We start from the raw sequence: 12,408 nt of genomic DNA, 5'->3' as shown, positions 1-12,408 counted from the left end.
TCGAAAGGAAGGTGAGCCATGAACACGGAAGTGCGCTTCCTCGCCCAGCACCTGCTTCATGCTGGGCTTTCTCCCCTCGATGCCCGGGACCGGCGCGTCATCGCGCGGGTGGCCCGCCGCGTCCATACGGCCCGGAACCTGAACCGGGAGTTCGACGACCGCCTGACGATGGGTCAGCGGCTGGCGGACAGGGTCGCCGCCATCGGCGGCTCCTGGGGCTTCATCGTCGGCTTTGCGGTCTTTCTCGGAGCATGGGCCCTGCTCAACGTGGTCCTTCTGAAGGAAGGGGCCTTCGACCCGTACCCCTTCGTCTTCCTGAACCTGCTTCTCTCGATGCTGGCCGCCCTGCAGGCTCCGGTCATCATGATGAGCCAGAACCGCCAAGCGGCGAAGGACCGGCTTGCCGCCGCCCTGGACTACGAGGTCAACCTGAAGAGCGAGATGGAAATCGCATCGCTCAGCGACAAGATGGACGCGCTCCAGGCGCAGATGGAGCGCCTGCTGGCGCTCCATGCGGCCAACTCGAACGCGAAGTCCGCGGGCTCGAAGCAGGCGGTTTGAAGGGGCAGGGAGAGCGGGAGCCCGTACGTTCCCGCTGCTCTGCCCGATCGGGGACTGCCCCGCTTCTGCCGAGGAGGGGCTAGAGCGGATTGCGCTTCGATGGAATCGCGCTCCGCTCCGAAGCTCTTGGTTCGCCGCATTTTCGGACGGACCCGGAAGGGCCGCGTCAGCGTAAGCCGGTTCCCACTTCTCCGGAAAAGGCTCTAAAGCATCGAGCGCGAAAGTGGGAACCGGTTTGCGCGGAAAGATGCGTGAAACCAAAATCCTGGAGCATCGGACGTGAGTTCGCGTTCGCGTCCGATGCTCTAATATGCCCAGCTCTGGGCCTTGGAGACGAGGAAGTCGCGAAACACCTGGACGCGTGCCACGGAGCGCATCTCCTCCGGGTAGACGAGATAGGTGTCGAGGGACGGCATCTCGATGTCGCGCAGGATCTTCACGATGTTGGGCTTGCCCTCCATGGCATAGGCCGGTGCCATGCCGATGCCTGCACCATGCTCGATGGCATGGCGGAGAGCGAGGCTGTCGTTGACGACGAGGTGCCTGGGCCGCGGATCCTTCGGGTCCCGTCCCAGCGTGGCCAGCTGGTGGACGGCGAGAACGAAGGGAGGCTGATTGCCGCCGAGACAGACGATGCGGTGGTTGTCGAGATCCTCCACCGTCTTCGGTTCGCCGAAGCGCTCGAGATAGGCGACCGAGGCATAGGCGTGATAGTGCACGGTGAACAGGCGCCGCTGGATCAGGTCCGGCTGGGCGGGCCTGCGCAGGCGGATCGCCACGTCGGCCTCGCGCATGGCGAGATCGAGCTCCTCATTGGTGACGATCAGCTGGATGTGAACGTCCGGATAGAGCTCGATGAACTCGGATACCCGCTGCGCCAGCCAGATCGCGCCGAGCCCTACGGTCGCCGTGACCTTCAGGTTGCCTGCAGGCAGCTGGCTCGTCTCCGTGAGGCGGCTGCGCGTCGTTTCCAGGCGCAGCAGCATCTCCTGAGCGGCCTGAAAGAGCATGTCGCCCTGCTCGGTGAGGAGAAGGCCGCGGGCGTGGCGGTGAAAGAGCGGAACCTTCAGCTCGTGCTCCAGGGCGCCGATCTGCCGGCTCACGGAGGACTGGTTGAGGCCCAGACGCTCCCCCGCACGCGTGAAGCTGCCCGCTTCGGCAACTTCGTAAAACAACCTGATCTTGTCCCAGTCCAAGCGCCTTCTCCCGCTTTCGATGAGACGGGGCATGCCAGTCTCCGCGCCCGCCATTTCACAACGAGAGCACATGGCTCCCGTTTCAAGATACGCAGGCGCCAGCGTGCCCTGCCGGTCAGTACTCCCATTCCGCCCCGATGCCGACCGAGGTGTTGCCGTTGGCTCCGACCTCGCCCTGGACGCGGATTCTGCGGGTGACGTCGATGTCGACGCTGACCCCGCTCTGCTCCGCCGAGGCGCCGGCTTTCACGCCCACGCTGATGCGGTCGCTCAACGCCTTCGAAATGCCGATGGTCGGGCCGCCGTCCGCGCCGAAGGAGATGTCGAGACCCTGCACGCCAAGGGATCTGCGCAGGCTTTCGAACACGTCGTCGCCTCCGCCTCCGGCAAACTGTGCGGCGACTTGCGCGAGCTGGACGGCCTGACCCACCGAAAGGCCGCCCGAGGCCTTGGAGAAGAGAATGCGCGACAGCACCTCGTCCTGAGGCAGGGCCGGATCGGACGAGAAGGTGAAGCGCGGATCCCGGGCCGTTCCCGAGACGAAGACCTGGGCGGTCACGTCCCCGGCCCGGGTTTCCGCGGCAAAGTCGAGCGCGGGCGTGAGGTCGCCCGTGAAGGTGAGGCGGCCGCGGGTGAAGTCGAGGCGCGTGCCGACGATCGTGAAACGCCCGTTCCGCAGATCGAAGGCGCCGACGGCGACGGGGTCGGCAAGCGTTCCGGTGAGACGGAGATTTCCTCCGAGTTCGGCCTGGATCCCGCGGCCCCGCACGAAAATCCGGCTCGGCGCCGTGACCGTGAGATCGAGCACGGCGTCGAACGGCGGCGCCCGGCGAGCATTCGCCTTTGCCTTGGCCGCCAGGGCGAGCCGCGCCGCGGCGACCGGCGGCGGACGGACATGCTTCGTGTTGGCGAGCGGACGGATCGTCGCCGCGATCCGCTCCGGGATGGTCACCTCCATGGAGAGAATGCGGACCTCGCCGCCGATCCGGGGATTCCGGGACAGGGGACCGGACAAGGAAAGTGCGAGATCGGCCGTTGTCGTCACGATGTCGTTGGAGGCAAGTTCCGCGTTCTGTCCCGTAATGCGGATCTCACCGGGGAAGCCCGCCGCAGGGTCGATCCTGATGCGCCCCGTTGCCGAGAGGCTGCCTTCGTTGCGGGTCGAGGCGAGGAATTGCTCGATGGTCACATCCGTCCCGCGGGCCACGAGGCGCCCGCGGATGCCCGTGAGGCGGATGCCCTGCACCGCATCGGTGAAACTGCCGCCCGAGAGATTGGCGCTGCCGGTAAGCGAAGGGGCCGAGACCGTGCCTCCGATTCGCGCATTCACGTCGGCCTGTCCGGTGACGCTTCGGCCGGAGGCGGAGAGATAGCCGTTCGCGACGGCGAGATCGATGCGTCCCTGCACCGCGAGGTCGAGATTGCCGGATGCGTCGAGAGGCACGTCACCGCCGATCCTCAGCATGCCCGCGCGTCCCATGTCGACTGCGGCGGTGACGGTGGTCCGTCCGTTCCCGAGCCGGCCCTCCGCCGTCGCGTCGATGGGCGGAAGGCCGAGGTTGCGCGGCTGCGGCATCGCGAGGTCGTCCACCCGCAGGCGCCAGGTTCCCGTCGGACGGTTCGATGTCCCACCGATCCGGGCGCTGCCGTTCAGGATTCCGGACAGGCCGAGCCCCGGTACGAGGATGTCGGCCGAGGCGAGAGAGATCGTGCGCGCATCGAGGCTCAGGTCGAGCTCCGATCCGAGACGTCCTTCCACGGAGAGGGTGCCGCGGTCTATGGCCAGGATGAAACGACCGATGCCGAGGGCACCCTTGTCGAGCACGAGGGTGGCGGGCTGCGCGAGCGCGATCTGGCGGCGGTCCCGGCGCACGGTCAATGTCGCAACCTCCAGGCGGACCGGATCCGCCGGAACCACGCGGCCCTGCACGGCAAGGTCGAAGCCGTGCGCCTGAGCGGTGAGGCTGATGTCGCTCGCCGAAGGCGCGCCCTTCGCATCGAGACGGATCCGGGTCATCTCCTGTCCCGCCAGCGAGGCACGCTCCACGGTGAGTCCGCCATCGATGACGGGTCTGGCGTAGAGGTCCACGACGGAAAGATCCGCAGCGAAGCGCTCGGCGCGGATCTCGGAGAAACGCAGGCGTCCGCCGCTGGCGGACAGAACGGCATTCTGGCGGCCGTTGTCGGATGTGAGCAACAGCGTGGCCGCCATGTCTCCGGACAGGCGCATCAGGACCAGGGGCGACAGATCGTCGAGGTTGCGAGCGTCGATCCGGATCTGACCCGCGGCCAGCCGCATCGGGTCGAGGGAGAGACGGCCGGCGATGGTCGCGGTGCCCACTTTGAGATCGAGCGGATCGATGCTCCATCCTCCGTCCTGCGACTGGCTCGCGCGCAGCGTGCCGGTCGCCGGCTTGCCGTCCATCTCTCCCGTAAGTGTCGCGCGCGCATCGGGGCGGCCCGTGAGGTCCTCGACGACGGCGTCGAGAGCAAGGCGCGGCACGGGCCGGCCGAGGGCCGTGGCCCGGCTCGCCTCGGCATGGGTCTCGGCCTTCAGGCGCGCCGCCGATCCGGAGAGACGGGCCGTGATCGTCCCTTGCCCCGTGAGGCGGTCGTCCGCCCGGGCAAGGTCGGGAATCTGGATAGAGGCATTGAGGTCCACGTTCCCGACGGCGGCGGTGCCATTGAGGCGGAGATCGGCATGGGCGCCTCGCAGAACGAGATCGCGAAGTCCGAAACCGTCGCCGTTCAACGTCTGCGCGGTGCCGGCGAAGGTCAGCCGGGCCCCGATCAACCGGTCGAGCGCTGCAATTCCTGTCGCGAAGCGGGTGGCGCTTCCGTCGAGCGCCGCTGTGACAGGTCCCTTCGACAGCAGCCCCGTGACATCCGCCGTCAGCGCGAGAGCCCCTCGCAGCCGAAGAGAGGCGATGTCCTCGAAACGGGAGAGATCCGGGGCCGTGACGGCAAGGCGCCCGCGGGCGTCGCGGCTTCCGATCTGTCCCGCATAGCGGGCATCGAGAGTCTGCGCGGCGAGATGGGCGGTCTCGACGGCGGCGGTGCCGTCGGGCGCCGCGGATCCGCGCAGGGTCAGGGTGAACCGCGAGCCCACGGCTTTCGCGAGAGCCGGATCCGTCAGCACGACCCCGGCAGCGGAAGCGTCGGCGGAGAACGGGATGCGGGTCGCCTTGTCGGAAAGCGGCCCCGTGGGCGAGGCGGAGAAGGTCCCTGCGAGCGTATCGAAGCGGCCCGACGGGAGCCGCACCTCCTTCGCGTCGAGCCTGCCTGCGACGGCGGGAGAGGCGAGGGGACCCGCAACGCTGCCGTCGAAGACGAGCTTGCGGATCTCCGCGACACCGGCCACGGTCTTTCCCTCCGCCGTAGGCACGGCGCGGGCGGACACTTTCAGATCGACCACCCTGTCGGCGGCAACGCGGCCGGTGATGTCGAGCCGCGCGGTCTGCGAGGCGACGGACATCTGCGGAATTTCGATGGAGCCGTCGTCGGCGAAGGAGGCCTGCGCCTTCAGCGCGGTCGTGCCGGCGAAGACCGGAGCGACGGGAGAGGGGAGAAGGCCTTCGATGCGCGCCTGCGTGTCGATGTCCAGCAGTCGCGCGGCGCCGGTCCTGCGCAGGTTCGCCTGTCCGGTCGCGCCGATGGTGTCGCCGGCATCGAAGGTGAGCTTGGCCGAAAAGTCGTCGAGCGTTCCCGCCCCCGAAAGGTCGAGTCTGACAGGGGGGAGGCCGGGGATGGCGGCCGCCCGCGCCAGGACGCCGCCTGCAGGCTCGTCGAGAGAAAGGGTCAGTTGAAGGTTTTCCGAGGCGTAGAGCAGGCGGGCGACGAGCTGGCCCGGCGCATCGAGGCGGCGGGCGTCGAACCTGAGGTCGAGCCCTTCGGACGGGTTGCCGAGGGAGGCTGCGCCCGTTGCGGAGAGCCGGGCCGGAACGCCGAGGATGGGTTCGCCGAGTGCGAGTTCCCGCAGGGCGAAATCCTGGATCTGGATCCGGACGGGCAGCTCCGGAAGGAGGGGCTGATCGGATCCGGGCACCGCTTCCTCGGAGGGCAGGGGACGGCGCAGGACTTCGAGCCTGCCGATCTCGAGCCGGTCCACCTCGAGGCGGCGGGAGAGCAGCGCGAGGCGGCGCCAGACGAGGCGGGCGCTGTCCAGCCGGAGCCAGATTCCGTCCCGGTCGGCAATCGTGATGTTGCGGATCGTCGCGTCCGACGAGAGCGCTCCCTCCACCGCCCCGATGGAGACGCGCGTCGTGGGCGTGGACAGCGCGCGCGAGATGAGGCCGGCGAGGAAGCCGCGATCCTCCTCGTCGCTGCGGGAGCCCAGCGTCAGCCCGAGCAGGATGGCTGCGGCGAGGAGGAGAACGGCGGGGAGGAGAAGGCGGCGCATGACCGTCATCAGAATGCCTGTCCGATGCTCACGTAGAGCGAGACCGGCTTGTCGCCGGGGCGCGCATTGAGGGGAGCCGCGATGTCGAGGCGGATCGGGCCGATGGCGGTATAGTAGCGGAGGCCGAGACCCGCGGAGACGCGCAGCTCCTCGCCGAAATCGGGATAGCTCGACTCGAAGGCGTTGCCCGCGTCCAAGAAGGGAACGACGCCGATGGTGTCCGTGATCTTGATGCGCGCTTCGAGCGATGCCTCGAGCAGGCTGCGCCCGCCGACCACGTAGCCGAAAGGCCCCTGCGGGCCGAGGCTGCGGTAGCGATAGCCGCGCACGGAGCCTCCGCCGCCGGCGAAGAAGCGGAAGTTGGCCGGAATTTCGTCCAGGTCGGCGCCGAGGACCGATCCCAGGCCGATGCGGCCCGCAAGAACGTACCGCGCATCGTCGTCGAGCGCGTAATAGGCCGAAGCTTCCACCTTGCCGACGGTCATGCCCACCGTCGAGCCGAGGAAACTGGGGTAGGGCGTGACGGTCGCGTTCACGCGGGCGCCGCGGGTCGGATCGAGGGGGCGGTCGGTGGAATCGTACATCAGGGAGGCAGGAAGGCCGACGAGGAAGTAATCGATCTTGCCGAGGACGTCGCTCGTCTGACCCTTCTGCAGCTGCGTGCCGGCCTGCATGGAGAAGGTCTCGCTGAAGCGGTGGCGAATGAAGGCCGTGCCGTTCACGAAGCGGGTCGTGTACCCGCCGTAGCGGTCGCCGCCCGTCCGGTTCCGCTCCACCAGGGCGTCGAGCAGGAGGTCGTTGCGGCTGCCGCTCAGGGCCGGCTTGATGAAGCTCGCGCTGAATCGTCCGCCGATGTCGGAGGGTTCGAGGTCCTGAACGCGCTTGAGCCTCGTTCCGTCGTTGCGCGGCGCGAGGAAGAGATCGGATTCGAGCCTCAGCCTCTCGGCTCCGCCGAACAGGTTGCGGTGTTCCCAGTATCCGTGCAGCGCCGGGCCGTCGACGGTGGAATACCGCGCGGAAAAGCCGACGACGCGGGGCTTGCGCTCCGTGACCTCGACGAAGACCGGCAGGCGGCCATGAGCATCGAGAGCCTCGGCCTCGCGGATCCTCACCGAGCCGAGGGCCTGGATCGTGCCGACGGATTTGCGCGTGTCCGCAAGAGCCTTGGGGGAATAGGGGTCGCCGGGCTCGAGATAGATGAAGGAGCGAACCACCGCGGGATCGACGCTCTCCGTGCCCGAAACGCCGATCTCCCCGAAAGGCGCGACGGGGCCTGGGTCGATGGTGTAGGTAATGTCCATCGCCTGGGCGGGATGATAGACGACCGGCTCCGTGGAAGCCGCTTTCGCCAGGGGGCGGGACTGGCTGCGGAAATAGTCTACCATGCGCGCCCGCGCCGCCCGGAGATCGGCCGCACGGGCCGGGTCGCCGGGATTCAACCCGACGATCCTGCTCGGCAGCTCCTGCTGCGGGAAAGATCGCCCGGTTCTCGCATCATCCACCTCGATCCTGCGCAGGGTGAAGAGCGGCCCTGTGTTCACGACGACGCGGACCGGAACGGGCTCGCGGGCGCGATAGGCTTCGGCGGCTCTCGATGCGGCGGACGGGCTGCCGCCGATCGTCAGGGCCGCTCCGCCGATTTCGTAGGAAAGCGTCGCGTTGTAATAACCTGTCCCCCACAGCGCATCGAGCATGGGGCCGAAATCCGCCTGGGCCCGTCGAACCAGAGAATCGCCCTCCAGCGGCGCTTCCTGCCGCAGCCGGTAAAGCTGCGAGGCATCCTTCAATGGCTGCTCGACGGCCTTCCGGTCGCCGGAGATATCGAAGGTCAGGACATAGGGGAGGGCCTTCGGCGAGGCGGCCGGAGGCTTGTCATTCGTGCCGAAGAGGCCGAACAGGTCGAATGCCTGCGCGGCGCCACCGGGCAGGGCGAGCAGCCCGGCGACAACGAGGACAGAACATGAGACGGCGCCGCGCCAAGGCCACAACTGCATTCATCACTCCTCGCGTCCTCAACAGCGGCAAGAATGCGGACATTTTGTGATCGCGCGCGGGTCGGGGAAGATTCACGGAACTTTAGCGCTGAAGCGCTTCGAGGGGAGCGACAAACGGCGCGTAGCGTTAAACGGACGTGAAGGCCCGACAGGGATTTGGTGACTTTGTTTCATGGCGTCTCGCAAGTTCGGTCCAGAGCGGATTGCGCTTCGATGGAATCGCACTCCGCTCAGAAGCTCTTGGTTTGCCGCATTTTCGGACGGAGAACCGGTTCCCACTTCTCCTGAAAATGCTCTAGGTTCCGGAAAAGCCTTGCGATAAAGCGGTTTGAAGAGGCGTGAGTCCGCACGCCTCCCTACAGCTGATTCGAGCGCGTCATGCCGCATACTCAGATCGATGCCGGTCCGCAGGCCGGGAGCGACCTCAAGGACGATGCCGAGATGTTCGAACTCGCGCCCGTCTCCCTTTGGCTCGAGGACTACAGCGGCATCAGGAGCCTGTTCGCCCAGTGGCGTCGCGAAGGGGTCGTGTCGCTGCGCGAATATCTCGAAGAGGACACCCGTCGCGTCCGGGCCTGTTCCGACAGCATCCGGGTCCTGAAAGTCAACCGCAAGACCCTGTCGCTGTTCGAGGCGAAGGACCTGCCTCATCTCGTCCAGAATCTCGGACAGATCTTTCGCAACGACATGCTGAAGACCCATATCGACGAGCTGGTGCAGCTGTGGGACGGCAATACCGAATTCTTCAGCAACACCGTCAACTACACCCTGTCGGGCCGACGGCTGGACATCCAGCTGAAGGGCACCGTCCTGCCCGGACATGAGGAGAGCTGGGACAGGGTCCTCATCGCGATCGAAGACGTGACCGAGCGCGAGACGGCGCGGCGCATGCTCGCGCGGAGCGAGGAATATGCCAGGGGACTCTTCGAGCATTCCCCCATATCGCTCTGGGTCGAGGATTTCAGCAGCGTGAAGCGCCTTCTCGAAGAGGTGCGGGAGAAGGGGATCACCGACTTCCGCGTGTTCACCGACGTGCATCCGGATTTCGTCGAGCGCTGCATGAGCGAGATCCGCGTCATCGACGTGAACCAGCATACGCTCGAACTCTTCGCGGCTCCCGACAAGGAGACCCTGCTGCGCAACCTGCGCGAGGTGTTCCGCGACGACATGCATCCCCATTTCAGGGAGCAGCTCATCGACCTCTGGGAGGGCCGAACCTTCCAGAGGCGCGAGGTGGTGAACTACTCCCTTCTCGGCGACGAACTGCATCTCCACCTGCAGTTCTCGGTCCTGCCGGGCCGCGAGCACGACTGGTCCCTGGTCCAGGTGGCGCTGACGGACATCACCGCCCGCAAGAAGGCGGAAGCCTACCTCGAGTATCTCGGCAAGCATGACGTGCTCACCAAGCTCTACAACCGCTCCTTCTTCGTGGACGAACTGAACCGCCTCGAGCGCAAGGGGCCGTTCCCGGTCACGATCATCGTCGCCGATCTCAACGGCCTGAAGGCCACCAACGATCATCTCGGCCATGCGGCCGGAGACGCGCTGCTGCGCCGGGCGGGCGAGGTCCTGAACGAGGCGGCGCAGAAGCCTGCCCACGCCGCCCGCATCGGCGGGGACGAATTCGCCCTTCTTCTCCCGGGCGCCGACGAGCGGGAGGGCGCGATGGTCATGGAGAACATCGAGAGGCTGGTGGTCATCAACAACCAGTTCTATTCGAGCCAGGTCCTGAGCTTCGCGATGGGCATGGCCACCGGCGAGCGCGGCGCGCGGCTCGAGGAGGTGGTGAAGAAGGCCGATCTCGCCATGTACGAAGCCAAGCGGGCCTATTATGCGCAAGGACCCGGAGGCCGACCCCTTGCCCCGGCTGCCGTTCATAATTCGAACGGGTAGAACCGCGGCGGGAACGGCCCGCGCCTCCGGCCGGTGCGGGGAAGCCCCTTCTATCGACCTTTTGGTAGTCCTCCCCTCCTTTTCCCGGGTGGAGGCCATAAGATAGGTTCGGAACGAACCATCCAGGAAAGCGGGAATGATGAAGCATATCCAGACCCATGGCTTGCAGGTCGCGCCGGTTCTCCATGATTTCGTGAATACGGAAGCCCTGGAGGGCACGGGTATCTCGGCGGAGGCGTTCTGGAGCGGCCTTGCCGGCCTCGTGCGGGACTTCGCCCCCCGAAACCGCGACCTTCTGGCCTTCCGCGACCGCCTGCAGAGCCAGATCGACGCCTACCACCGGGAGCGCGCCGGCCAACCCTTCGATCCGGCCCATTACGAGCGCTTCCTGCGCGAGATCGGGTATCTCAGCCCCGAGCCGGGCGACTTCACGGTCTCCACCGCCCATGTGGACGACGAGATCGCGCGGATCGCGGGTCCGCAACTCGTGGTGCCCGTCTCCAATGCCCGCTATGCCCTGAACGCCGCCAATGCCCGTTGGGGCTCCCTCTACGATGCGCTCTACGGGACCGACGTCATCCCCGAGGAGGGCGGAGCCTCCCGGAGCGGCGGCTACAACAAGGTGCGGGGCGGGAAGGTCGTCGCCTGGGTCAGGGAGTTCCTCGACAGGGCGGCGCCCCTGGCTTCGGGCAGCCACAAGGATGCGGTCGCCTATGCGGTGGAGCAGGGGGGCTTCGCCGTCCGTCTCAAGGACGGGGCCGCCACCGGCCTTGCCGATCCCAGGCAGTTCGTGGGCTACCAGGGCGAAGCCGGGCAGCCGTCAGGGCTGCTGCTCCGCCACAACGGCCTCCACCTGGACATCCGCATCGACCGGTCGAACCCGATCGGCGCCGAGGACCCGGCCGGGGTGTCCGACGTGATCGTCGAGGCGGCGCTCTCCACGATCATGGATCTGGAGGACAGCGTGGCGGCTGTCGATGCCGACGACAAGGTGGAGATCTACCGCACCTGGCTCGGCCTCATGAAGGGCGATCTGGTCGAGCGCTTCGAGAAGAACGGAAAGACGATCGAGCGAAGCCTCCATCCCGATCGCATCTATCGCTCGCCCGCGGGCGGAGAGGTGCGCCTTCACGGCCGCAGCCTCATGCTGGTGCGCAACGTCGGGCACCACATGTTCACCGATGCGGTGCTCGACGAGAACGGTCGCGAGATCCCGGAGACGATCCTCGACGCTGCGGTCACGTCCCTGATCGGGATCCACGACCTGCGCGGCGGCGGCCGGTTCAGGAACAGCCGCACCGGCTCGATCTACATCGTGAAGCCGAAGATGCACGGCCCCGACGAGGTCGCCTTCGCCAACGATCTCTTCGGGCGTGTCGAGGACATGCTTTCGCTTCCCCGCAACACGCTCAAGATGGGCATCATGGACGAGGAGCGGCGCACGACGGTCAACCTCAAGGCCGCCATCCGCGCGGCGGCGGAGCGGATCTTCTTCATCAACACGGGTTTCCTGGACCGCACGGGCGACGAGATCCACACCTCCATGGAAGCGGGGCCCATGATCCGCAAGAACGACATGAAGGCGACGCCCTGGATCAAGGCTTACGAGGACAACAACGTGGACGTGGGCCTCGCCTGCGGCCTGCCCGGCCATGCGCAGATCGGCAAGGGCATGTGGGCCGCGCCCGACAAGATGGCGGACATGCTGGCCCAGAAGATCGGGCATCCGCGGGCGGGCGCGAACACGGCCTGGGTGCCCTCGCCCACCGCCGCCACGCTTCATGCGCTCCACTACCACGAGGTGGACGTCCATGCCCGCCAGGAGGAGCTCAAGGGCCGTGCGCCTGCGAAGCTCTCCGACATCCTGACGATCCCCGTCTCGCAGTCGAACTGGGCGCCGGAGGCCGTCCAGGAGGAGGTCGACAACAACTGCCAGGGCATCCTCGGCTACGTGGTGCGCTGGATCGACCAGGGTATCGGCTGCTCGAAGGTGCCGGACATCCACGATGTCGGCCTCATGGAGGACCGCGCGACCCTGCGCATCTCCAGCCAGCATCTCGCGAACTGGCTGCACCACGGCATCGTGACGAAGGATCAGGTGATGCGGTCGCTCCGGCGCATGGCGGAGATCGTCGACCGCCAGAACGCGGGCGATCCGCTCTACCGGCCCATGGCCCCGGGCTTCGACGGCCCGGCCTTCCAGGCGGCCTGCGACCTGATCTTCAAGGGCCGCGAGCAGCCCAACGGCTATACCGAGTGGATCCTGCACCAGCGCCGCCGGGAGGCGAAGGCACTCGGCGCGCCGGACCGGAGCGGTCAGAGCGGCGTGAAGACCGCCTCATAAGACGGGAACCTGCCTCTCCGT

Annotated in this window: 6 protein-coding genes; 3 read left to right on the top strand and 3 right to left on the bottom strand. The window is 67.1% G+C overall.

Translation table 11 applies throughout. From position 1 onward, the window contains the following. The first annotated feature begins 18 nt into the window (after positions 1 to 18). Complete coding sequence (locus tag GDR74_RS15370) at positions 19 to 561, top strand: DUF1003 domain-containing protein (RefSeq protein WP_152587115.1); 543 nt, start codon at positions 19 to 21, stop codon at positions 559 to 561. A gap of 305 nt (positions 562 to 866) precedes the next feature. On the opposite strand, the gene GDR74_RS15365 is transcribed toward GDR74_RS15370, so the two are convergent. The 3 genes from GDR74_RS15365 to GDR74_RS15355 all read right to left on the bottom strand — a co-directional run bounded on the left by GDR74_RS15365 (position 867) and on the right by GDR74_RS15355 (position 8,150). Continuing rightward, entirely contained in the window at positions 867 to 1,757 is an 891-nt protein-coding gene (locus GDR74_RS15365) for a LysR family transcriptional regulator (RefSeq protein ID WP_152587114.1), read from the bottom strand. Between the two features lie 115 nt (positions 1,758 to 1,872). Next, positions 1,873 to 6,156, bottom strand: coding sequence for a translocation/assembly module TamB domain-containing protein (locus GDR74_RS15360; protein WP_152587113.1), 4,284 nt, complete (start codon positions 6,154 to 6,156; stop codon positions 1,873 to 1,875). Between the two features lie 8 nt (positions 6,157 to 6,164). Continuing rightward, the gene (locus GDR74_RS15355) at positions 6,165 to 8,150 is read right to left on the bottom strand and encodes an autotransporter assembly complex protein TamA (protein ID WP_152587112.1); all 1,986 of its coding nucleotides are present in this window, start codon (positions 8,148 to 8,150) and stop codon (positions 6,165 to 6,167) included. 378 nt (positions 8,151 to 8,528) lie between these two features. On the opposite strand from GDR74_RS15355, the gene GDR74_RS15350 reads away from it, so the two are divergent. Further along, positions 8,529 to 10,043, top strand: coding sequence for a sensor domain-containing diguanylate cyclase (locus tag GDR74_RS15350; protein ID WP_210251025.1), 1,515 nt, complete (start codon positions 8,529 to 8,531; stop codon positions 10,041 to 10,043). 139 nt (positions 10,044 to 10,182) lie between these two features. Next, positions 10,183 to 12,387: a malate synthase G gene (locus GDR74_RS15345; RefSeq protein WP_152587806.1), complete on the top strand. Its 2,205-nt coding sequence runs from the start codon at positions 10,183 to 10,185 to the stop codon at positions 12,385 to 12,387. Positions 12,388 to 12,408 lie beyond the last annotated feature (21 nt).

This window comes from Microvirga thermotolerans (genome assembly GCF_009363855.1).
Lineage (GTDB): Bacteria > Pseudomonadota > Alphaproteobacteria > Rhizobiales > Beijerinckiaceae > Microvirga > Microvirga thermotolerans.
The sequence above is the reverse complement of the archived record's forward strand: the minus strand, read 5'-3'. Positions and strand labels throughout refer to the sequence as shown.

Excerpts from the sequence above, each read along its gene's own strand:
- GDR74_RS15355 (WP_152587112.1), bottom strand. The coding sequence starts at position 8,150 with ATGCAGTTGTGGCCTTGGCGCGGCGCCGTCTCATGTTCTGTCCTCGTT.
- GDR74_RS15370 (WP_152587115.1), top strand. The coding sequence starts at position 19 with ATGAACACGGAAGTGCGCTTCCTCGCCCAGCACCTGCTTCATGCTGGG.
- GDR74_RS15345 (WP_152587806.1), top strand. The coding sequence starts at position 10,183 with ATGAAGCATATCCAGACCCATGGCTTGCAGGTCGCGCCGGTTCTCCAT.
- GDR74_RS15360 (WP_152587113.1), bottom strand. The coding sequence starts at position 6,156 with ATGCGCCGCCTTCTCCTCCCCGCCGTTCTCCTCCTCGCCGCAGCCATC.
- GDR74_RS15350 (WP_210251025.1), top strand. The coding sequence starts at position 8,529 with ATGCCGCATACTCAGATCGATGCCGGTCCGCAGGCCGGGAGCGACCTC.